This window comes from Streptomyces sp. (assembly GCF_050698815.1).
GTDB lineage: Bacteria > Actinomycetota > Actinomycetes > Streptomycetales > Streptomycetaceae > Streptomyces.
Window position 1 is genome coordinate 1 of record NZ_JBOHCV010000246.1, and the last position, 22,249, is coordinate 22,249.

Here is a 22,249-nt window from a genome sequence, read left to right on the forward strand (position 1 = left end):
GGGCAGATCAACGGCAAGCCATGGCGCGAGCATGTGGACTTCAACGAGGCCGCCGAACTGATGCGGAACCTGGGTACGGCCGCGACGATCGTCCTGCTCTACCTGACCGGGATGCGTCCGCAGGAGGTGCAGGGACTGCGTTCCGGCTGCTGCCCCGACCCCGAACCAGGCGTTGACGGCGCCGAGGGACAGCACCTGATCCGCAGCCATCACTACAAGACCGTCACAGACGACGACGGCAACCACATCTCCGCCGGTGAAGTACGCCAAGTGCCCTGGGTCGCGATCACGCCGGTGGTCCACGCCATCCGCGTGCTGGAGCGGATGGTTCCCGAGGGGGAACTCCTCCTCGGCACCGCCCACCACGAGTTCCACTCGCGCCACGGATATGGGGGCGCGCTGAAGAAGTCCACGCTGGCCTTGCGCATCGAAGCCTTCGTGACCTGGGTGAACCGGGAGGCCAAGGTGCAGGAGTTGTCCGACCAGGCCATCCCGACCGATCCCCACGGCGCGATCGGTCTGGGGCGGTTCAGAAGATCTCTTGCCTGGCACATTGCCCGACGTCCCGGAGGGTTGATCGCGCTCGCGATCCAGTACGGCCACATGCGCACCGTCCTCGACGCCCGCACCTCCAGCGGCTACGGAGCCCGCGGCCGCCGCGGCATCCACGCCATCCTCGACGTCGAAACGGCCCTCGCCGCCGCCGACACCGCAGCCCGACTGCGCGACCGCGTCGCCGCCGGAGAGAACGTCTCAGGGCCCGCCGCCCGCCGGGCACTTACCGCCGCCGCCCACAGCCCTCGATTCGAGGGCCGCATCGTCCCCCGCACCTTCGCTAGGAAAGCCAGCGCCTTCCTCGCCCGCGACGGCATTGTGCTCTACGACAACCCCGACGCGTTCCTGATCTGCGCCTTCAAGCACGACAACGCTCTCTGCGAACCAGAACCCGGCGCGACTGCCCCGCGGCAGTATGACTGCCGACCCGGCTGCGGCAACACCGTCCGCACCGACACCCACGCCCGACAGCTCCGCGAACGAGCCGACGAACTCGATCAGTTCGCCGCCCGCGCCCCCGCTCCGGTCAGCAAACGTCTGCGGGCCAACGCCAACCGTCTCCGCGAGACGGCCGACACCCACGACGCCACCGCTCACTCCGCCGAGGCCCTCACATGAACCAACCGCACCACGACGAACGCGCCCGCATCCGCGAGGCGATGGACCGACTCCTGGCTGGACAGGCCACCGCCTCCAACGGCAGCCTCACCGTCGTCGCCCTCGCCGCCGAGGCCGGCGTCCACCGCATGGCCATCCTGAAACGACACGTCGACCTGAAGAACGAGTTCTACGAGCGCGTCCGCACAGAAACCCGACAGGTCCCGGAGACCGAGAAACGACTCCGGGAAACCGTCACCAAGCTCAAGAAGACCATCGCCAACCAGAGAGCCGAGATCGAGGAACTCCGCCAGCAGGTGACCAGGCTCACGCTCGCCAGCGCCGTTCTCACTCAACAGAGAGGCGAGCAGGCGGGACGCGCGCCCGTTCCCGACAACGTCGTCCCGTTCCCTCGATCGACAACCTGACGGCTGGCAGACGGATACGCTATGTCAGCGCTGCGGTGTTGCTGAAGTGCCGATGGCCAGCGCAGTTCCCCACGGATGACGCTGCATCTTCACCGAATTGCCCACCTGGTCGGGCCTCGCGCCAGTGCACGACGCCCGGCTGGCTGGTCAGATGCCTACACGGGTGGGCACAGCGTCCGCACGTCCGTAGCCGAGCACCTGGGCGAGGACTTCGCGGAACAGGACGATATCTTCGTCCGGCGCTTCGATGACAGCCTCGATCTCACTGTCGGTCAACCGCAGGTCTTCCAGTGCTTCAGGGTCGAGTGAGACGCGGAGGACGTTGCCCGTCAGGACCGCTTCCCGCACACAGCCATACGCGGTCCCTTGCCCGGCTGTGACCAGGCAGTGTGTGTCCATCCCCAGGGCGACCTCTTGATCATCGGGCTCCTCCTCTCCCGCCATGAACATCAAGATGAAGCCACTTCCGTCCTCACCCTCGGCAAGGGCGGCTTCGGTGAAGTAGCCGTCAGGGTCGATCTCGGTTCTGGCGGCGCGGGCGGTGAATCGGTACGTCATGACGGGGTTCTATCAGCGAGTACAGCCGAGGCATGAGGCAGGGGTGGGCACGATGTCCAACGTCACGCTGAGGCGGTGACCGTCACACCTACACCGGGATTCCCCTGGGATGATCGTGAACTTCTGGCTGGGGAATGACGTGGGCGTCCACATGGAGGACGCCACGCCCCGCGCTTCGCCTGTCAGCGGTGATCGTCATCATGGGGCTATGGCCAACCCGAACCTGACCACCGGCAGCATCTGGCGGCTCCACCACGGCGACCAGGAGATTGCCCGGCTGACTGTGACCGGCGCCGACATGCCATGGATCCACGCAGAAGTGGAGACACTTCCTGGCTTCGAAGAGTTCCGTTCTGCCTTCGCCGAGCAAGAGCGGGCCATTGATGAGGAGGACTGGGAGCGGGCCGACGCCTGCTACCCCCAGATCCGAAGTGCACTCACTCTGACGTTCCCCGACGGCAGCCTGGTCGCGGAGTTCATGTTGCACATCCACGACGACGGCACCGCCGGCTGGCGCTGGCACGACGAGCCCTTCGACGTGGTGGGCCAGTGATGCGCTGGGTGCGCTGCTTTTGGGACGAGGAATCCATCTCGTTCTACTTCGAGCTCGACGCTGACGGATACGTGATCCGGCAAGTCAAGTTTCAAGAACCCGGAGGCGAGGCTTTGGCCGCCGCATCGCTGGCCGAATGGCAAGAAGCTCAAAAGGGCGATCGGTTGGCTGAATACGAGAGCGTCTACGGGTTGACCGCAGAACCACCCATCTCTGAATGGGAGGGGCATGATCCGCGGTGGCTGTCGGCCAACGAGTTCGAGAGCGTTTGGTCGACCGCCCGCCAGCAGATCGAGAACCGGCATCGGCGACCTCCTTCCTGAACGCGTCCACCACGTTCCGCACGATGACCAGCCGCTTGCGGGCACCCATCACGGCCGTTGTCCTTGTCTCCGCCGGGAGGGCTCATGCCGCCAGGCGGGACCGGCAGAGACCGCCTCAGTGGCTTACATCAGGAGACTGAACAGAAGAACTTGACGGGGAACGCGACGAACGTCCAGCCGGAGTCGCGCAAGCAGCTGGTCAAGCTGGCCCGCGAGCACGATGTGCTGCCCGTCGCGATCGTCCTCGACCTGCCCGAGCGGGTGTGCGCGGAGCGGAACGCCCAGCGGCCCGACCGGGCGGACCTGCCGCGCCACGTCCTGCCGCGGCAGCGGCGCGAGCTGCGCCGCTCGATCGGCGCGCTGCAGCGCGAGGGGTTCCGCAAGGTTCACGTGCTGCGTACCGCCGAGCAGGTCGACGCGGCCGGGATCGCGCTCGAGAAGCGGTACAACGATCTGCGGCACGTGACGGGACCGTTCGACATCGTCGGTGACATCCACGGCTGCCGCTCCGAACTCGAGACCCTGCTCACGCGCCTCGGGTACGAGATCCTGCGGGACAAGGACGAGCGGCCGGTGGACGCGCGGCACCCCGGGGGACGCACCGCGGTGTTCGTCGGTGACCTGGTGGACCGCGGCCCGGACAGCCCGGGCGTGCTGCGGCTGGTGATGGGCATGGTGGAGGCCGGGCACGCGCTGTGCGTACCGGGCAACCACGAGAACAAGTTCGGCCGCTTCCTCAAGGGCCGCCAGGTGCAGTCCCGGTACGGCCTCGCGGAGACCATCGAGCAGATGGAGGGAGAGAGCGAGGAGTTCCGGGCACGGGTCGCCGCGTTCATCGACTCCCTCGTCAGCCATTACGTGCTGGACGGTGGCGGGCTGGTCGTGTGCCACGCGGGCCTGATCGAGAAGTACCACGGGCGTACGTCCGGCCGGGTGCGGTCCTTCGCGCTCTACGGGGACACCACCGGCGAGACGGACGACTACGGGCTGCCGGTGCGCTACCCGTGGGCGGAGGAGTACCGGGGCCGTGCGGCCGTGGTGTACGGGCACACGCCGGTGCCGTCCGCCTCGTGGATCAACAACACCATCTGCCTGGACACGGGTTGCGTCTTCGGCGGGAAGCTCAGCGCGCTGCGCTGGCCGGAGCGCGAGCTGGTCGACGTCCCGGCCGAGCGGGTCTGGTACGAGCCGGTGCGCCCGCTGAAGGCGGCGGCGCCGGCCGACCGCGAAGAGCGCCCACTGGACCTGCGCGACGTCGCGGGCCGGCGCGTCGTGGAGACGGCGCACCACGGCCGGATCACCGTACGGGAGGAGAACGCGGCGGCGGCGCTGGAGGTGATGAGCCGGTTCGCGGTGGACCCGCGCTGGCTGGTCTACCTGCCGCCGACGATGGCACCGTGCGCGACGTCGTCCGAGGAAGGGTTCCTGGAACGCCCGGAGGAGGCGTTCGCGGCCTACCGCGCCGAGGGAGTGGCCCAAGTGGTCTGCGAGGAGAAGCACATGGGCTCGCGGGCCGTGGCAGTGGTGTGCCGGGACGCGGAGGCGGCCCGGCGGCGGTTCGGCGTCGAAGGCGGCCCGGCGGGCGCGGTGTACACGAGGACCGGGCGGCCGTTCTTCGACGACCCGGCCATGACCGAGCAGGTTCTGGCCAGGCTGCGGGAGGCGGTCGGCGGTGCGGGTCTGTGGGACGAACTCGCCACGGACTGGCTGCTGCTGGACGCGGAGCTGCTGCCGTGGTCGCTGAAGGCCTCGGGTCTGCTGCGCAAGCAGTACGCCGCGGTCGGCGCGGCCGCGGGCGCGGTCTTCCCGGGGGTGATCTCGGCGATGGAGGGTGCCGCGGGCCGCGGGGTGGAGCTGGCCGGCCTGCTGGAGCGGCAGCGGGAACGTGCCGCGTCGGCGGCCGCGTTCACCGACGCCTACCGCCGCTACTGCTGGGCGGTGGACGGCCTGGACGGGGTGCGGATGGCCCCATTCCAGATCCTGGCGGCCGAGGGCCGCAGCCTCACGGCGGCCGGCCACGGGGAACAACTCGCCTGGCTGGACCGGCTGGTGACAGCCGACCACTCCGCGGCCGCTGCGGGGGACCGTCCGGAGCTGCTGCGGAGCACCGGACGGATCGTGGTGGACACCGGCGACCCGGAGAGCACGGCGGCCGGGGTGAAGTGGTGGCTGGAGATGACCGCGTCCGGGGGCGAGGGGATGGTCGTCAAGCCGTTGCAGGCGTTCGTCCGCGGCGCGAAGGGAATCGTGCAGCCCGGGGTGAAGTGCCGTGGCCAGGAGTACCTGAGGATCATCTACGGCCCGGAGTACACCAGGCCCGAGCACCTGACGCGGCTTCGCTCGCGCTCCCTTGGGCACAAGCGGTCGCTCGCGCTGCGCGAGTACGCGCTGGGCCTGGAGGCGCTGGACCGGCTGACGGCGGGCGAACCGCTGTGGCGGGTGCACGAGGCGGTGTTCGCCGTCCTCGCGCTGGAGTCGGAGCCGGTCGACCCGCGTCTGTGATCACCGTGACCCTGCCCGCCCGCCGGACACCACGGTGTCCACCTCAGGCGGGCGGGGCGGGCTCCAGTCTGGAGAGGCGCTCGGCGTCGCAGGTCCGGGGGCAGGTGATGCACGCTTCGGCGGGGCGGATCGTGTAGTAGAGGCAGCAGCCGAGCCGGGTACGGGTCGGGTGCTGCTCTCCGCCGCGGCCCTCCAGCCGCCGGAAGGCGGCGCCGCCGGGAAAGGGCGGGATGCCGCTGGGCAGCAGTTCGGTGGCGGCCCGGACGGCCCGCTCCTCCTGGCCGAGCATGCGCCCGAGATACCAGATGCCGGAGATCAGGTCGTCGGCGACCATCCCCCACAAGGCGCGTCGCCCGCGCCGCGCGTGCGGGCCGATGGCGGTCAGGAGCGGGCGTACGTGGTCGGCGACCGAGGCCCGCAGTTCGGCGCGCAGCGCCTCCTCGTCGCCGAGCACCCGGGCGCCGGGAACCCGGGTCGCCGCGGGGTCGTCCGGCAGGCAGGCGAAGCCGGAACCGGGGACGACCTCGAACGTGCCCGGTTCCGGGGCCAGTCGCAGGTCCTGCGGGCGGATCCGCGGCACCCGGCGCTCCAGGTACCAGGTGCCGCTCATCAGCAAGCTGACGGACCATACGTAGGCGTGCAGCGCGCGGGAGGCGGCGACGTCCCTGCGGGCGGTGTGACCGTGCTGGTCCCGGAGGATACGGGCGACCTCGGCGTCGACGAAGGCGTCGAGCGCCTCCGGGTCCTCCGCCAATTCCGTTCCCCGAAGCCACCCTTGGGATCCTGCGGTCACCTCACCGGGCGTCGGGTCCGGGGCCACCGCGCGTACGTTCAGCGCCGCGCACAGGGCGGCGAGGCGGCGGTAGGTGCCGGCGAGCAGACCGGAGGCGCTCACGGCGGGACCGGCTGCCGGAAGCCGCGCCGGGGCCATCGGGGGCATGGTCATCGGCACTCCTTCACGAGCGGATCGGAATAGGCGGGCGGTGACTTGGGCAAGGAGGTGAGCAGGGGACGGGGAAAGGCAAGGCTCACCTTAGATGCGTGATCGGCTAGAGTCGATCACGGGGTGGCGTTCGCCGCGGGAAGCACCCGGCCGGGTTGCAACTTAGGCATGCCTAACCTAAACTCGCTGTCCGTGTCCACGAACGAACGGGCTGCACTCAGCGGCGCACCCTCTCTGTCCGCCCGGCGCATCCCTCTGTTCGTCATCGGGATCGCCGGCCTCGCGCTCTGCGCCGCGCTGAGTCTCGCCCTCGGGGCGCGCTCGGTGCCGCTGTCCACGGTGGCCGACGCCCTCTTCGGCGACGGCCACGGACGCGACGCCATCGCGGTCACCGGACTCCGGCTGCCGCGCACCGTCGTCGGCCTCGCGGTCGGCGCCGCGCTCGGCGTCGCCGGGGCGGTCGCCCAGGGGATCACCCGTAACGCACTCGCCTCCCCGACCACGCTCGGCATCAACGCGGGCGCCGGTTTCGCCGTCGTCACCGCCATCTACGTGTTCCAACTCACCCGCCCCGTCGAGTACTTGTGGTTCGCGTTCGCCGGCGCCGCGGGGGCGGCGCTGTTCGCCCAGGCGCTCGCCCGGCGGGCCGGGGACATCGACCCCGTACGCCTCGCGCTGGGCGGCACCGTGCTCCAACTCGTCCTGCTGTCCTGGACCTCGGCCGTGATGCTCGCCAGCAAGCGCACCCTGGACGAGGCCCGCTTCTGGCTGGCCGGTTCGCTCTCCGGACGCACGCTCGACGTGCTCTGGCCGGTGCTGCCCATGATCGTCATCGGCCTCGTCGCCGCGCTGGCCATCAGCCCCGCGCTCAACGCCCTCGCACTCGGCGACGATTCGGCCCAGGCGCTCGGTGTCCCGGTGGCCCGCATCCGGCTGGCCGGCGGTCTCGCCGTCGTCCTGCTCGCCGGCTCCGCGGTCGCCGTCGCCGGACCCGTCGCCTTCATCGGTCTCGCGGCACCGCACCTGATCCGCCCGCTCCTCGGCGGTGACCACCGGCTGCTGGTGCCCGGGTGCCTGATCGCGGGCCCGCTGCTGCTGCTCGCCGCCGACGTCCTCGGGCGGCTCGTCGTACGCCCGTCCGAACTCGAGGTGGGCATCGTCACCGCCTTCCTCGGCGCGCCGCTACTGGCCCTGCTCGCCCGGAAGGTGGCCCGATGACCGACGACGTACGGGTACGGACCGTAGCTGCAGGCAAGGCGGGGAAGACCGCGCGGACAGCGCGGACAGGGCCGGCCGCTCCCCCACCGCCCCACCGCCTGCGCGCCCGGCAACGCCGCCGCACCGTGCTGCTCAGCTGTTGCGCCGCCGCCGTGCTCTTCCTCCTCGCCACCGTCTCCCTCACCACCGGCGAGCTGCCGATGGCTCCGTCCGTCGCACTCCGCGGGCTGATCGGACTCGGCGACCCGGGTGACGTGCTGGTCGTCCAGGAGTTCCGGGCGCCCCGGACGGCGGCGGCGCTCATCGCCGGAGCCGGTCTCGCCGTCGCGGGCACCCTGCTGCAGCGGTTGTTCCGCAACCCGCTCGCCTCGCCGGACGTCATGGGCATCACCGGAGGCGCCTCCTTCGGCTCGGTGGTGCTGCTGGCCGTCGGTGCCTCGCAGTCGCTCATCCCGCTGGGCGCGCTGAGCGGCGGCATGCTCGCGGCGCTGCTGCTGGGGGTGTTCGCCTGGCGTTCCGGACTGGCCGTGACCCGCCTCGTCCTGGTGGGACTGGCCGTCCAGGCCGGCCTGGCCGCGGCCGTGAACCTCATGGTCGTACGCTTCCCGGCCGAGCTGGCCGGCGCGGCACTGCAGTGGACCACCGGCTCGCTGTACGGCCGTGCCTGGACCGAGGTGTGGGGGGCCGCCGCGGCGATGGCCGTGGCGCTGGCCGCCGCCTTCCTCCTGCACAAACGGCTGGCCGTACTGGACCTGGGCGACGACTCGGCGGGCGCGCTCGGCGTGCGCGTCTCCGCCGCGCGCCTCCAACTCCTCCTCACCGCCATCGCGCTGGCCTCCCTGGCCGCCGCGCTCACCGGCCCGGTCGCTTTCGTGGCGCTCGCCGTGCCGCACGTGGTGCGGTTCCTCGCCGGCCCGCCCACCCTCGGGACGCTCGCGCTCACCGGTCTGGCAGGCGCCGTACTGCTGATCGCCTCCGACCTGCTGGTGCAGCACCTGCTCCCGGTCCAGGGGCTGCCGGTCGGGGTGGTCACCGCCACGCTCGGCGCCCCCTGGCTGCTCGTGCTGATGATCCGTCAGGCCATGCCCGTCAAGAGGAGCTCCGTATGACCTCGAAGCAGCCGAACGAGCTGTCCACGCGCGGCCTCGACCTGCGCTACGGCGACCGGGTCGTCGTCGACGGGCTCGACCTGGTGCTCCCGGGCGGAGCGGTCACCGCCATCGTCGGCCCGAACGCCTGCGGCAAGTCCACCCTGCTGCGCGGCCTGACCCGGCTGCTCGCTCCCGCCGCCGGCACCGTGACTCTGGACGGCACCGACATTCACCGGATGTCCGCCCGCTCCCTGGCCCGCCGGATGGGCCTGCTGCCGCAGCAGCCGGTCACCCCCGAGGCGATCACCGTCGAGGCGCTGGTACGGCTCGGCCGCTACCCCCATCAGCGGCTGCTCAGCCCCTGGTCGGCCGCCGACCAGACCGCCGTGGAAGCGGCGTTGGAGCGGACCGGCACCACACAGCTGCGCGACCAGCCGGTGGACCGGCTCTCCGGCGGTCAGCGGCAGCGCGCCTGGATCGCACTGGCCCTCGCCCAGGACACCGACCTGCTGCTGCTCGACGAACCGACGACCTTTCTCGATCTACGGCACCAGCTCGATGTCCTCGACCTGGTCGCCGGAGTGCACTCCGAGGCGGGCCGCACCGTGGTGATGGTGCTGCACGACCTCGGACAGGCCGCCCGTTACGCGGAACACCTCGTGGTGCTGAAGGAGGGCGGCCTGGCCGCGGCCGGCGCACCGGCCGAGGTGCTCGACGCGGAGCTGGTCAAGTCCGTGTTCGACGTGGACTGCCGGGTGATCCCCGACCCGGAGACCGGCACCCCGCTGGTCATTCCGAAAGGCAGAACGGCCCGGCACACCGCCGCTGTCCCTGCCTGACTCCCTGTCACCCCCCACGCCTGCGTGACAACCGATCAACCAACCCGCTCACAGCGAGGAAAAGGACCCCTATGTCCATCAGAGCAACCCTGCGCGGATCCGGCCGGCTGAGCGCCGCACTGCTGGCCGTCGTCGTCGGCACCTCGGCACTCGCCGGGTGCGGCGGGCAGTCCGCCGACGACGGCGGCGAGAACAAGGCCGAGGCGGGGGCGGCCGCCGGCGACTTCCCGCGCACCGTCAAGCACGCGATGGGCAGCACCAAGATCCCCGCGAAGCCCAAGCGGGTCGTCGTGCTCGACACCGGAGAGCTGGACGACGTCACCGGTCTCGGCGTCAAGCCGGTCGGCGCGGTCTCCCCTCACATGAAGACCGAGGGCGGCTTCCCCAACTACCTCAAGGGCAAGATCGGCGGCGTCAAGGACGTCGGCCCGCTGCTGGAGCCGAACCTCGAGTCGATCGCCTCCCTCAAGCCCGACCTGATCCTCTCCTCCAAGATCCGGCACGAGAAGCTCTACGACAAGCTCTCCGGCATCGCCCCCACCGTCTTCACGGAGACCACCGGCGGCCCCTGGAAGGAGAACCTGGCGGTCCACGCCAAGTCCCTGGGCCGGGACAAGCAGGCCAAGGACGCGCTGACGAGCTATGAGAAGCGCGCCGAGGCCCTCGGTAAGGTCATCAAGAAGAAGTACGACGGCAAGGCGCCGTCCGCCTCGGTCGTCCGCTTCGTGGCCGGCCCGACCCGCCTGTACCAGAGCAACGCCTACAGCGGTGTCGTGCTGAACGACATCGGCCTGGAGCGCCCGAAGTCGCAGATCTCCGACGACCCGGAGATGACGATGCTCGACGTCAGCCCGGAGCAGATCGACAGGCCGAGGCCGACCTGATCTTCGTCACCGTCGCCGACGACCCGAAGAAGACCAAGAAGAAGGACGTCACGTCCAACCCGGTCTGGAAGGACCTGAAGGCCGTCAAGGACGACAAGGTCTTCGAGGTTCCGGACGAGACCTGGATGTCCGGCATCGGCCTCCAGGCCGCGCAGCACATGCTCGTCGACGTGGCCGAGTCCACCGGCGTCGAACTCCCGAAGAAGTAACCCCTGACGGAGGCGGGCGGGTCGCTGCCCCCGGGCGGCCCGCCCCGGCCGTCGCGGCCCGGCATACGCGCCCCGCACCGCCTCCCGTCAACTCCTCGAATCGGAAGGGCTTTCCGCCCATGCGGATGTATCTGCTCGCCCTCAACCCCACCGACTCGGTCACCGAAGGATTCCTCCCCGCCGCCGCCCGGCTCGGCATCGACGTCACCGTGCTCACCGACCAGCCCGAGGCCCACCGGCGCACCTACCCGGAGACCGAGATCCTGGACTGCGACGTCCGCGACTTCCGCGCCGTCATCACCCGGATCGCGACCCACGCGACCCACGGCCCCGCCGACGCGGTCTTCACCAACAGCGACCACCTGCAGACCCAAGCAGCCCTGGCCGCCGACTACTTCGGTCTTCCGGCCAAAAGCTGGCAGGCCGCGCTACGCGCGAAGGACAAGGCCGAGATGCGCCGGCACCTGGCCGCCACCGGTGCCGCCACGGGTGCCGCCACCGTCTGGTCGGCCGAACTCGCCGCCGGGCAGGACCCGGCGGAGCTCGCCGGCCCCGGCGTGCCCTACCCGTGCGTGGTCAAACCACGCGAAGGCGTGGCCAGTGAGGACGTGGTGCTGGCCGAAGGGCCCGCGGAGCTGGTGCTGCGCTGCAAGGAGATCCAGTCGCGACGTCCCGGCGCGGCCCTGGTGGTCGAGGAGTACCTGACCGGCGAGCTGTACACCCTGGAGACCCTCGGCGACGGCCGTACGCGCCACCTGCTGGGAGGCTTCCACACCCGTGTCTCCCCGCCCCCCTACTTCATCGAGGAGGCCCTCACCTTCGTCCCGGGTCACCCGGCGGAGCTCCTCACCCAGGTCCTGGCCCAACTGGACGCGCTCGGCGTCGGCTTCGGCGCCAGCCACACCGAGTTCGTGGTGCACGAGGGACGTGCGCGGATCATCGAGGTGAACTACCGCGCCATCGGCGACCAGTGCGACCTGCTGCTCGCACAGCTGCTGGACATCCCGCTCTTCGAGCACATTCTCCTCACCCACCTGGGCGAGCCGCTGCCGGCGGACCTGGGCGCCCGGACCGACGGGGCCGCCCGGCTCGAGTACCCGTGCGCCGACCGCGCCGGGACGCTGACCGCCGCCCCCGCCGCGGCCGATCTGCTGGTGGAGGGTGTGACGTTGACGTACCGGCCGCTGCGCGAGGTGGGGGAACGGCACGAGCTTTACCACACCAACCGCGACTACCTCGGAGCGCTGCGGGCCACCGGCCCCGACCAGGGCACGGTCGACCGGGCCGTGACGGATTTCCTCGCCGGCCGGCGCTGGGAGATCCAGCCGTGACAGCCACGACCACCCGCACCGCCGGGGGCACGAGGGCCTCGGACCGAGCCGCCGCGGACCCGGCCGCCGCGGAGCTGATCCTGCGCGTGCTGAGCGCGCTGCTGCGGGAGGACGTCGTCGGCCTGCGCACGCGCAGCACCCTCGTGGAGCGGCCGGACGGCCCATGGCTACGGCTCGCCCCCATGGACGCCGGCGCCCTGCTGCTTCCCGTCACCGAGGACGGCTTCCAGAGCGCGTACGCCGCACGGCTGCCCCTCCTCGTGCGGGAACCCGGCGGCGACGGACTGCCGGGTGGCGCCGAACTGACCACGGTCCACGAGATCATCGGCGCGCTCCGCGCCCTCGCCGATCCCGCCGACCGGGGCGGGTTCGACGCCTTCGCCGAGGAGTGCCGGCAGACTCTCGAGACCGTGCGGCTGCACGCCGACGTCCACGACGAGGTCGCCGGCCGGCTGACCGCGCGATACGGCGCGGACCCCGCCGAGTGGACCGGGCTCAGCGCCGGGCTCGCCCACGACACCCTCGCCGCCCACCTCGACCACCCCGTCTACCCGACCTCCCGCGGCCGCTCCGGCCTCGATGAGCGGCAACTACGGGCCTACGCACCCGAGTTCCACCCGCGCTTCGCACTGCGCTGGCTCGCCCTGCCGAAGGAGGCGGTCACCGTGCGGGGCGAGTGGGCGCCCGCCCCCGACTGCTGGCCCACGCCCGCGGACCTCGGCCTCCCCCGGCTCGAAGGCACCCACTTCGCCTTCCCCGTACACCCGTTGAACCTCGGCGACCCGCTGCACGATCCGCTGCACGACGCACTGCGGGCCGCCGGTCTCGCCGACGACGCGGTTCTCGCCCCCCGGCCGCACCTGGAGGCCGTACCGACCCTGTCGATGCGCAGCGTCGCCCTCGCCGCGGACCCCACCCTGCACCTGAAGCTGCCACTCGCCACCGCCACTCTGGGCCTGCGCAACCGGCGCACCATCAAGCCCGGCACGCTCGTCGACGGCGCCGCCGGCCAGCGCCTGCTGGAGACGGTGATCGCCCGCGAACCGCGGTGGGGGAACCGGGTGCTGCTCGCGGACGAGACCCACTACGCCCACGCCGGACACGAGTTGCTCGCCGTCCTGTGCCGCCGCTACCCGGCCGGACTCGAGGACTCGGTCGTCCTGCCCATGGCCGCGCTGCTGAGCGAGGCGCCCGGCGGCAGGCTCCTGATCGACCACCTCGCGGAACGCTTCTACGACGCCGACCCGGTCACCCTGCTCGACGCCTGCCTCACCCTGCTCTTCGACTGGCAGACCACGCTCTTCGGCTACGGCATCGCGCTGGAGTCCCACCAGCAGAACGTCTCCGTGGTGCTGGACCGGCACCACGGCCGTACCCGCCTGCGGCTGCTGTTCAAGGACAACGACGGGCTGCGCGTCAGCTCCGGCCGCCTCATGGACGCGCTCGGAGGCGACGCGCCCCGCCCCGCCGACTTCGCCGACGCCCGGATCTTCGGCGCGGACGAGAGGGACGAGAGGCCGGTCATCGACCTGTTCGCCACCATCACCGTCCATCTGTGCGCGGGCGCGTACGCCTTCGGGCTCGCCCGGCACGGCCGCGCCCCCCTGGACCGGCTGCTGCGGCTCATACGGGACCGGCTCGCCGAGTCCGTCGAGCGGCTCGGCACCCGCCCGGGCGAGCCCGGCGCGATCCTGCGCGAGCACGTCCTGGACGCTCCACGGCTGCCGGTCAAGGCGATGGTGACCGCGGGCACCCTGCTCAGCAAGGAGCGCTCCGGTGCGGCCGACATCAACAAGCACTACACCGACGGCCCCAACTACCTGCGGGGAGCGTGACCCGCCATGACCACCGCACCGCCCGACCTCCGACGCAGGGCCGGCGATACCGGCACCGCACCGGACTTCGGCCGCCGCCAGGTCCATGCCGTTGCCGCCTGCTACTTCGTGGCGTCCTTCGCCGCCCTCGGCCTGCCGCCGTTCCTCACCGAGATCCTGCCGGAGCTCGGCGACCGGACCGCGCGCTGGGCCGGGCTGCTGTACGTCGTCCCCACCGTCTTCGGCGCCCTCGGCGCCCCGCTGTGGGGCAGGCTGGCCGACCGCTTCGGCCGCAAGAGGCTGCTGCTCCGTGCCCAACTGGGCCTGGCCGTATCGTTCCTGCTCGCCGGGTGGGCCGACTCCGTCGCCACCTTCACGGCCGCGCTGGTGCTGCAGGGCATACTCGGCGGCACCTTCTCCGCGTCCAACGGCTACCTGGCCGCCGCGCTGGACGGCCCGGGCCTGTCCAAGGCGCTCACGCTCATGCAGGGCAGCGCCCGCGCGGCTCTGGTCCTCGCCCCGATCGTCGTCGGCTCGCTGTCGCCCTGGCTCTCGCCGCACCGCCAGTACGCGCTGCTCGCCCTGCTGCCGCTGTCGGCGGCGCTGATGCTCAGCATGCTGCCGGAACCCCGCAGGCCCGCAGCCCAACAACCCGGCGCCACACAGGCCGTCACACAGACCGCCCCACACGCCGACACCCACACCGCCGCACAGGCCGGCTGCCCGGCAGTGCCGGCGGACGGGCCCCGCACGCCGCTGCGCATGCTGTACGCCTACGAGTTCGCCTTCGTCTTCTCGACCGTCATCTCCTTCCCCTATCTGATCTCGCTCATCGAGGACCGCATACCGGAGACGTCCCCGGCGGTCTCCGGCGTGCTCTTCGCCCTGCCGCACGTGTGCTACCTGGTGTCCGCGATGGCGATGCACGCCGTCTTTCACCGCCGCCCGAGGGCCGGGATCGCGCTCGGCTTCGGCCTGGTCGCGCTCGGCCTGGCGGGGCACGGCGTAGCCGACTCGCTTGCCGCCTTCGCCGCCGTACGGCTGCTGCTCGGCGCCGGGCTGACGCTCGGCCTCGTGGGCCTGTCGGTGCTCGCCGCCGACTGCGCCAAGGGCCGTTCGCCCGGTGGGATGTTCGGCTCGCTCGAGTTCGTCTCCAAGGGCGGCGCGGTCGCCGCCGGCGTGGCCGCCGCACTGGGCAACAGCTGGTTCGGCCCCACCGCGCCGGTGCTCACCGGCACCGCCGTCGCATTGGTGACCGTCCTCGCCGCCACCCTCCCCGCTCTGGTCCGTCGCTCGCCCCGCACCCGTTGGAGCCGTTGATGTCACTGTCCGATTCCCTCGGCACCGCCCCTCGTTCCGCCGCCCCCACCGGACTGCCCACCGCCGACGAGGCCGTGACGCACACCCTCCTCAACTGCCTGCTGCGCGAGGTGTCGGGCCCCGAGCACCAGACGGCCGTCATCGACGACCACCTGCTCCTGCGGCTCCCGCGCCGCGGAGTGCTGCTGCGGGTCGCGCTGCGCCGCACGTCCCTGTTCGGCGCACACCGGTTCACCGGTCCGGTCACCGAGCAGCGGGGCGGGGAGTGGACCGAGGTCGGCTGGCGCCGGGTGGCGGAGTACACGAGCGCCGAACTGTCGCTCCGCACGGGGGTGCGCAACGAGGAGTTCCTGGACCAGATCATCTCCAGCCACCAGGGAGTCTCCGCCGCACTCGCCATGCGCAGCGCCCGCCCCGGCGCCCTGGCGCCGCTCGCCCCCCTCGAACCCCTTGACCCCCTCACCCGGTATCTGGCCTCCGAGCAGTCGCTGCTGTTCGGCCACCGCTTCCATCCGACCCCGAAGGCCCGTACCGGCGACCCGGCGTCCTGGACGTCGTACGCGCCCGAGGCCGGGGCCGCCTTCCCGCTGCGCCTGCTCGCCGTACGCGAACACCTCATCGCCGAGGAGTCCGTGGAGGCCGGCGGCACCGCCCCGCTGGACCGGCTCCACCCGGACCTCCCCGCCGGCTACCGGCTGCTGCCCGCGCACCCCTGGCAGTACGAGCTGCTGGGCGAGCACCCGGCCCTGCGGGAAGCCCTCGACCGGGGCGACATCCTCGACCTGGGCCCCGGCACCTCGCCCTTCGCCGCCACCGCCTCCGTGCGCACGCTCTACGACGGCACCACCTTCCTGAAGTTCAGCCTGAACGTCCGGATCACCAACTGCCTGCGGAAGAACTCCCGTTACGAGCTCTCGGGAGCGGTCGCCCTGACCCGGCTGCTGGGGCCCGTGCTGGCCGATCTGGCCGCCCGCTTTCCGGGCAGCGGCGTGCTCCGGGAGCCCGCCTACCGCACCCTCGCGCTCCCCGGCCCCGGCTCCGGCCCCGGCGGAGGAGCCCCGGACCTGGCACTGTTCGAAGGCTTCGGGGTCATCGTCCGCGAGGGCCTCGCGAACAGCCTGCTGCCCGGTACCACCCCGCTGCTCGCGGCCGCCGTCGCCGACGAGTACCCGACCGGCCCCGGCCACATCTCCGCTCTGCTGGACGGGGCGGGCCCCCGGACCGCCCTCGACTGGTGGGCGGCCTACCTCGAACTGCTCCTGCCGCCGGTCCTCGCCGCCTACTTCGACCACGGCGTCGTACTGGAGCCGCATCTGCAGAACGTCCTGATCTGCGTCGACGGCGACGGCATGCCCGCCCAGGTGCTCTTCCGCGATCTGGAAGGCACCAAGCTCATCCCCGAACACCACGCCCGCACCCTCGCCTCGCTGCCGTCCGAGGTCGCCGAGCCGATGACCTACGACGCGCAGCGCGGCTGGGACCGCGTCGTCTACTGCCTGCTGGTCAACCACGTGGCCGAGCTGCTCGCCGCCCTCGCCGACCTCCATCCGGAGACCGAGGCCGCTCTGTGGGGGCAGGTCCGCGCCACGATCCAGGAGTACGCCGACGAGCACGGCTGCCCGCCCCGGCTCAGTGCCCTCCTGGCCGGCGTACCGCTGCCCGCCAAGGCGAACCTGCTTACCCGCTGGGAGCGGAAGGCCGACCGTGAAGCCGGGTACGTGCGCCTCCCCTCCCCCATTCCCCTCGCCGAGCAGGTGCTGACCGGAGCCTCCCGCACCAACGAGCCTTGGAGCACTGCCCGATGACCAACCCCGCAGCACCCGCGCCGGCTACCCGCCAGGTCCGCGACCGTGCCCTCTCCCTCGACTCCGACGAGCTGCCGGCCTTCCTCTACGACCTGTCGGCGCTCCGCGACCACGCCGCTCACGTACGGGCGGCGCTGCCGGAACGCGTCGAGTTCTACTACGCCGCCAAGGCCAATCCGGAGCCGGAGATCCTCGCGGCTCTCGGCCCGTACGTGGACGGCTACGAAGTCTCCTCGGGTGGCGAACTGGCCCACGTCGGCAAGGCCGTTCCCGGCCGTCCGCTGGCCTTCGGCGGCCCGGGCAAGACCCCTGCCGAGATCGCGGCGGCTCTGGACCGGGGCGTGGAGCGCTTCCACGTGGAGAGTGCCTACGAACTCCACATGCTGGCCGAACTGGCCGCGAACACGGCACGGGAAGCACCCGTCGCGGTCCTCCTCCGCTTCAACCTCCCGCTGTCCGCGGGCTCCCTTGCGGGCAGCTCCCTCGCCATGGGGGGCCGTCCGGCCCCCTTCGGCCTCGACCCCACCCAGGCGGACGCCGTCGTCGGCCTCCTCACCGACGGCACCTACCCGCACCTGGAGTTGCGCGGCGTACACGCCCATCTGGCCAGTGGCCTGGACGCACCGGAACTGCTCGCGGTCGCCAAGTCGGTCGTGACGTGGTCCCGCACGCTGGCCGAACGCCACGCGGTCCCTCTCACAGAGGTGAACGTGGGCGGCGGCATGGCCGTCGACTACGCGTTCCCGGACACCCGCTTCGACTGGACGGCGTACGGCGAGGGCCTCGGACGTCTCGCCGACGCCTACCCCGGCCTCGTCCTCCGCATCGAGCCGGGCCGCGCCCTCACCGCGTACTGCGGCTGGTACGCCACCGAAGTGCTGGACGTGAAGCCCAGCCACGGCGAGGAGTTCGCGGTCCTGCGGGGCGGCACGCACCACCTGCGCACGCCGGCGGCCAAGGGCCACGACCAGCCCTGCACCGTGCTTCCGGTGCCCCACCCCTGGCCCCATCCCTGGCCGCGCGCCGAGGCACACCAGGACCGGGTCACCTTCACCGGTCAGCTGTGCACCCCCAAGGACGTCCTCTCCCGCGCGGTCCCGGCGGCGGGGATACGGGCGGGGGACCGCGTGCTGTTCGCGCTGGCGGGCGCGTACGCCTGGAACATCTCCCACCACGACTTCCTCATGCACCCCCGGCCGGGATTCCACTACCTGGGGAGTCCGGATCCGGGGACTCCGGCCGCGGCGGACACCCGCCGGCCGGCGACGGACGGCCCGTGAGTCAAGGCCGCAACCGATGGCGGGGCGGCGCGAACCACCTGCTACAGCGCGTCGACAGCACTCACTTTCCAGCTGTCCGAAACCCGGACGAGGGTCATCCGCACCCGGTTGAGATCGACCCGCGGGCCCGAGACCTGAGTGCTCTTCGACACCTGGTTCATGAACAGCAGGACGACGGCCCGGTCCGGCGAGGCGGACACCACGGATGCCGCCGGAGCCTTACCGGACGGCGGCTTCGCCACCGTTGCCTTGACGACACCCCGGTATTTCTTCGCCGTCGGCATGACCACGGTCGATGTCGTCTTCCGGTACTTGTCCCGGAAGGAACCGGTGAGGTGGCCGCTCGCTGCCGCGAAGTCCTTGTCCAGGTGCCGGTGGTCGTACGACAGGATCACCGGTGCGGCTTTTTTGGCCGTAGCCAGGGCACCGGTTCGCGCCTGCCGGGCCTTCTCGCCATCGAGGTACTGCAGCCCGAGCAACACGGTAGCGACCAGACCCACCACGACGAGGACCGCGAGTACGGCGCCGAGAGTTCCGGATCGTGCGGGCGACCGCTTCGCGGCTGTCGATGTTCCCACCGGCTCCTTCTCAGCGGCACCCTTCTCCTTGTCGGTGCTCTTCCCCTTGCCGGTGCCCTTCGCCTTGCCGGTGCCCTTCGCCTTGCCGGTGCTCTTCTCCTCGTCGGTGCTCTTGCCCTTGTCGGTGCTCTTGCCCTTGCCGGTCCCGGTTGCCCTCGCCTCATCGGCTTCGGCCGCGTCCGGCTCCTGTGCCTTCTCGACCCGCTTGGCCGCAGCTCGGGCGGCCACCGCCACAGAGCGCGGCCGGGACCCGCTACCCGTGCCCCCACGTCCTCGAACCGTCGGATTCACCACGATGACTCTCCCTGACTTGCGTGACGGGTTGCGGGCCGCGTGCCCATGGACGTGCGGGGATCAGCCGACGAATTCGACATCGGAGGTCATCCATTTCCCACGCTCGAGCACGAGGTCGAGCTGCAGCCGGTAGTTGCGGGCCTGGCCCTTTTTGACAGCGGTGTTGGTCACCTTGCTGTCGGCCACGATCAGCACCCGGGCGGACCGCTCGTCGGCCCTGGCGATCCCCGCCTCGATCACCCGTCCCTGGGAGACCGACTTGTTGGCGGCGACCAGTTTCGTCAGTTCCTTGGTCTGCCCCGTGAACTGACGCTTGAAGTCGCCCGTGGCGCCCTTCAGTACGTTCTTGCTGTCCCGGTCGTAGCGCCGGTAGTCGAGCGACGTGAAGTTCAGCGCCGTCTGCCGGGCCGATGCCAGGATGTCCTGACGGCGCTGCTCCTCCTGACCCTGTTGGTAGCTCTGCACGGCGAGGTAGCCGGACGAGGCCAGCAGCAGGGCGACCGCGACGGCGAGTCCCCCGAGCAGCGCCCTGCCGTGGCGTGCCGAGCTCACCGCTCCCGCCCAGAGACGACGCAACGGACCCGCCACCCGGGCGAGCGCCCGAAGCGGAACGGTCATGCCATGGGTCCAACGAGCAGCCATCGCCATGACTCCTTTCCGAACACGATCTGTTCCCCGCCCGTCGAGCCGATCTCGACGGGCGTTCCGTCCGGACCGTCGGCGATGCCGGTGGCCGGGTCGTAGGGCGAGAGATACGAGGCTTTGTCCGCTCCCCCCGGTCCCTCGGTCCGCTCGCCCCGCGGAGCGTTCTGCGCACCCCGGACCGAGATCTTGCCGCCTCGCGGGGCCGTGCAGCGGGCCTTGGTGTTCGCCTCCCGCTCCCGGGTCTCCTGGGGATCACGCCGCTGGGTGTCGTAGCCCTGCCGGCACGACGGCGGATCGTCGGCGTTGACCACCATGCCGAAGTGGGCGGTCCCGTCTCCCGGCAGCACGGTGAAACTGCCGGCGACGGCCGCCGGGAAGGTGACCAGGGCCTGTTCCACACCGGGAAGCCTGGCCTTGGTGATCTGGCCCCCACTGATCAGGTTTCCCAGCAGGAGGGGCACAGCCGAGCGATTGGCCTTCAGCAGCCCGTCCAGCTCGGGTGCGGCGGAAGCCCCGCCGTCGATGAGCCTGCGGATGTCGCCGTCGCTCTTCTTGAGCTGCCCGCTGATCGCCGACAGGTCGCGGGAGAACGACTTGATCGCCGAGCCCTTGTCGGACTGTGTCTTGAGTACCTTCTGGGAGTCCTTGATCAACGAGATGGTCTGCGGCAGCGAGTCGCTCGCCGACGTCACCAGGGCGTTGCCCGAGTCGACCAGCCGGGTCAGCTCCGGGCCGGTGCCGGCGAACGCGTCGCCCAGCTCGTCGACGGTCGTCTTCAGGTCCTTCTTGGGCACGGAGCCGACCAGCCGGTCGAGGCTGGACACCATCTTCGTCGTCGGCAGCGGGGTGCGGGTGTCGCGGCGCTCGATGGTGCTGCCCTCCCGCAGGTAGGGGCCACTCGTGGTGCGGGGCTGAAGATCGACGTACTGCTCCCCGACCGCCGAGCGGGTCGCCACCACGGCCAGGGTGTCGGACGGGATGCGCCGGCCGTCCTTGATGTCCAGGGCCGCCGAAACGCCGCCACCGGTAAGGCTCAGGTCACCGACCCGGCCCACCGGCACTCCTCGGTACGTCACTTCGGCACCGGAGAAGATGCCCCCGGAGTCGGCGAATTCGGCCTGCACGGCGTACCCGCGGTCCAGGATGCGATCCGTCAGACCGGTGTACTGGACACCGACATAGGACACACCTACCGCGGTGACGACGCCGAAGGCCATCAGCTGAACCTTGACCATCCGGGAGATCATGGCTGCATTCCCCTCGTCATGAGCTCAGCGAGAGCGATGTCGACACCGGGCCCGAAAGCGGAGCCGCCGCTGCTTTCGCCGCCTTGGCCGTCGCCGGTGTACGACGCGTGACTGCTGGTGCACACGGGCGGGCAGAGCGTGCCACCGCCACCCGACCCTCCGGACCCTCCCGAACCTCCGGACGAGCCGCCCTCGTCCCGGTCCTTGGCGCAGTTGAGGCCCGGTACGCACGGCTCCCCCGTGTCCGGCAGGTCGGGCACGTCCGGCAGCTCGGGGTCCGGGACCCCGGGGATGTCGGGGATATCGGGAAGGTCCGGGCCCGGCTTCCCGGGCTTCGGCTTTTCGGGGCCGACGTTGCGGTAGAGGCTGTTGGCATCCAGGTCCGCGGTGACCTTCAGATTGACGTAGTCGCCCTTGATGGCATCGGTGACATTGCGCGGGAAGGGATAAGTGGTCATCAGTTCAAGCGCGTTGGGCAGGTCGTCCCCTGCCTCGTTCAGCCGGCCCAGGATGGGCTGGAGGTTCTTCAGGTTGGCGACGAAGTCCTCCCGCGATGCGTTGACGACCTTGCTGCCGACTTTGCCGAGCTTGTTCAGCGACTTCAGCATCGCGGTGAGATCCCGGCGCTGGTCGGCAAGGACCTTCAGGGCGGGCGGCATGGTGTCGACCGCGTTCTCGACGGTCTTGCGCTGCTTGGCGAGCCTCTTGGCGAGCCGGTCGATCCCCTTCATCGCCCGTACGATCCCGGAGCGCTGCTTGTCGAGGCCGCCGATGAAGGTGTCCAGCTGCGAGAGCAGCGACTTGACCCGGTCCTCACGGCCCTCGAGCGTGTGATTGAGCTCCTTGGTGATCGTGTGGAGCTGAGCCACCCCGCCGCCGTTGAGCAGCGCCGACAACGCGGAGAGCACCTCTTCGATCTCCGCGTTGCGGTTGCTGCGGGACAGCGGGATCCTGGCGCCGTCGGCGAGCGTCCCCGCCGGGGTCACATCTGTCGGCTTGGCGAGCGAGACGTACTTCTCGCCGAGAATGCTGGTCTGGCGCAGATCGGCGACCGCGTTCGCCGGCAGTTTCGTCGAGTCGTCGATACGCAGCCGCACCCGGGCGCGCCAGCCGCGCAGTTCCACCTTCTCGACAGCCCCCACGGTGACGTTGTTGACCTTGACGGCCGACTGCGGCACCAGGTCGAGGACATCGCGGAACTCGACCGTGACGCGGTAGGCGTTGCCGTCCGCGGC

20 protein-coding genes and 1 pseudogene are annotated in these 22,249 nt (G+C 71.2%); 15 read left to right on the top strand and 6 right to left on the bottom strand.

Annotated features, from left to right (window positions below; translation table 11 throughout):
- Positions 1–1,173 (top strand): annotated as a pseudogene (locus ACRDP3_RS09095) (integrase); the annotation flags it as partial.
- Positions 1,170–1,580 (top strand): hypothetical protein, encoded by a 411-nt coding sequence (locus tag ACRDP3_RS09100; protein ID WP_431516349.1) that lies wholly within the window; start codon positions 1,170–1,172, stop codon positions 1,578–1,580. The pseudogene ACRDP3_RS09095 and the gene ACRDP3_RS09100, both read left to right, overlap by 4 nt.
- 147 nt (positions 1,581–1,727) lie before the next feature.
- On the opposite strand, the gene ACRDP3_RS09105 is transcribed toward ACRDP3_RS09100, so the two are convergent.
- Positions 1,728–2,138 (bottom strand): Imm10 family immunity protein, encoded by a 411-nt coding sequence (locus tag ACRDP3_RS09105; protein WP_431516350.1) that lies wholly within the window; start codon positions 2,136–2,138, stop codon positions 1,728–1,730.
- 109 nt (positions 2,139–2,247) lie between these two features.
- Here ACRDP3_RS09105 and ACRDP3_RS09110 point away from each other — a divergent pair, with 109 nt between their 5' ends.
- The 3 genes from ACRDP3_RS09110 (at position 2,248) to ACRDP3_RS09120 (ending at position 5,516) form a co-directional block, all read left to right on the top strand.
- Positions 2,248–2,691, top strand: a complete 444-nt coding sequence (locus ACRDP3_RS09110; protein WP_431516351.1) for a hypothetical protein — start codon at positions 2,248–2,250, stop codon at positions 2,689–2,691.
- Entirely contained in the window at positions 2,691–3,014 is a 324-nt protein-coding gene (locus ACRDP3_RS09115; protein WP_431516352.1) for a hypothetical protein, read from the top strand. The genes ACRDP3_RS09110 and ACRDP3_RS09115 overlap by 1 nt, the downstream gene beginning before the upstream one ends.
- A 150-nt stretch (positions 3,015–3,164) precedes the next feature.
- The gene (locus ACRDP3_RS09120; protein WP_431516353.1) at positions 3,165–5,516 is read left to right on the top strand and encodes a polynucleotide kinase-phosphatase; all 2,352 of its coding nucleotides are present in this window, start codon (positions 3,165–3,167) and stop codon (positions 5,514–5,516) included.
- A gap of 43 nt (positions 5,517–5,559) precedes the next feature.
- On the opposite strand, the gene ACRDP3_RS09125 is transcribed toward ACRDP3_RS09120, so the two are convergent.
- The gene (locus ACRDP3_RS09125) at positions 5,560–6,462 is read right to left on the bottom strand and encodes a (2Fe-2S)-binding protein (protein WP_431516354.1); all 903 of its coding nucleotides are present in this window, start codon (positions 6,460–6,462) and stop codon (positions 5,560–5,562) included.
- A gap of 246 nt (positions 6,463–6,708) precedes the next feature.
- On the opposite strand from ACRDP3_RS09125, the gene ACRDP3_RS09130 reads away from it, so the two are divergent.
- From ACRDP3_RS09130 to ACRDP3_RS09175, 10 genes are all read left to right on the top strand, one after another.
- Positions 6,709–7,677 (top strand): FecCD family ABC transporter permease, encoded by a 969-nt coding sequence (locus tag ACRDP3_RS09130; protein WP_431516367.1) that lies wholly within the window; start codon positions 6,709–6,711, stop codon positions 7,675–7,677.
- Positions 7,674–8,786 (top strand): FecCD family ABC transporter permease, encoded by a 1,113-nt coding sequence (locus tag ACRDP3_RS09135; protein ID WP_431516355.1) that lies wholly within the window; start codon positions 7,674–7,676, stop codon positions 8,784–8,786. The genes ACRDP3_RS09130 and ACRDP3_RS09135 overlap by 4 nt, the downstream gene beginning before the upstream one ends.
- Positions 8,783–9,607 (top strand): ABC transporter ATP-binding protein, encoded by an 825-nt coding sequence (locus tag ACRDP3_RS09140; protein WP_431516356.1) that lies wholly within the window; start codon positions 8,783–8,785, stop codon positions 9,605–9,607. Before ACRDP3_RS09135 ends, ACRDP3_RS09140 begins: the two co-directional genes overlap by 4 nt.
- A gap of 71 nt (positions 9,608–9,678) precedes the next feature.
- Entirely contained in the window at positions 9,679–10,491 is an 813-nt protein-coding gene (locus ACRDP3_RS09145; protein ID WP_431516357.1) for an ABC transporter substrate-binding protein, read from the top strand.
- Complete coding sequence (locus ACRDP3_RS09150; protein ID WP_431516368.1) at positions 10,491–10,700, top strand: hypothetical protein; 210 nt, start codon at positions 10,491–10,493, stop codon at positions 10,698–10,700. The genes ACRDP3_RS09145 and ACRDP3_RS09150 overlap by 1 nt, the downstream gene beginning before the upstream one ends.
- 119 nt (positions 10,701–10,819) lie before the next feature.
- Positions 10,820–12,031: an ATP-grasp domain-containing protein gene (locus ACRDP3_RS09155; RefSeq protein WP_431516358.1), complete on the top strand. Its 1,212-nt coding sequence runs from the start codon at positions 10,820–10,822 to the stop codon at positions 12,029–12,031.
- Entirely contained in the window at positions 12,028–13,866 is a 1,839-nt protein-coding gene (locus tag ACRDP3_RS09160) for an IucA/IucC family protein (RefSeq protein WP_431516359.1), read from the top strand. Before ACRDP3_RS09155 ends, ACRDP3_RS09160 begins: the two co-directional genes overlap by 4 nt.
- A 6-nt stretch (positions 13,867–13,872) precedes the next feature.
- The gene (locus ACRDP3_RS09165; RefSeq protein ID WP_431516360.1) at positions 13,873–15,165 is read left to right on the top strand and encodes an MFS transporter; all 1,293 of its coding nucleotides are present in this window, start codon (positions 13,873–13,875) and stop codon (positions 15,163–15,165) included.
- Positions 15,165–16,970: an IucA/IucC family protein gene (locus ACRDP3_RS09170; RefSeq protein WP_431516361.1), complete on the top strand. Its 1,806-nt coding sequence runs from the start codon at positions 15,165–15,167 to the stop codon at positions 16,968–16,970. The genes ACRDP3_RS09165 and ACRDP3_RS09170 overlap by 1 nt, the downstream gene beginning before the upstream one ends.
- Positions 16,967–18,250 carry a type III PLP-dependent enzyme gene (locus ACRDP3_RS09175; protein WP_431516362.1) on the top strand — a complete coding sequence of 428 codons (1,284 nt, stop codon included), beginning with the start codon at positions 16,967–16,969 and terminating at the stop codon, positions 18,248–18,250. The genes ACRDP3_RS09170 and ACRDP3_RS09175 overlap by 4 nt, the downstream gene beginning before the upstream one ends.
- A 41-nt stretch (positions 18,251–18,291) precedes the next feature.
- Here ACRDP3_RS09175 and ACRDP3_RS09180 read toward each other — a convergent pair whose 3' ends face one another.
- From ACRDP3_RS09180 to ACRDP3_RS09195, 4 genes are all read right to left on the bottom strand, one after another.
- Positions 18,292–19,056: a hypothetical protein gene (locus ACRDP3_RS09180; protein ID WP_431516363.1), complete on the bottom strand. Its 765-nt coding sequence runs from the start codon at positions 19,054–19,056 to the stop codon at positions 18,292–18,294.
- 126 nt (positions 19,057–19,182) lie between these two features.
- Positions 19,183–19,740, bottom strand: a complete 558-nt coding sequence (locus ACRDP3_RS09185) for a hypothetical protein (RefSeq protein ID WP_431516364.1) — start codon at positions 19,738–19,740, stop codon at positions 19,183–19,185.
- On the bottom strand, positions 19,737–21,014 hold the full coding sequence (locus tag ACRDP3_RS09190) for an MCE family protein (RefSeq protein WP_431516365.1): 1,278 nt from the start codon (positions 21,012–21,014) through the stop codon (positions 19,737–19,739). Before ACRDP3_RS09190 ends, ACRDP3_RS09185 begins: the two co-directional genes overlap by 4 nt.
- The coding region (locus ACRDP3_RS09195; protein ID WP_431516366.1) for an MCE family protein at positions 21,011–22,249 on the bottom strand (1,239 nt) is incomplete at its 5' end. The genes ACRDP3_RS09195 and ACRDP3_RS09190, both read right to left, overlap by 4 nt.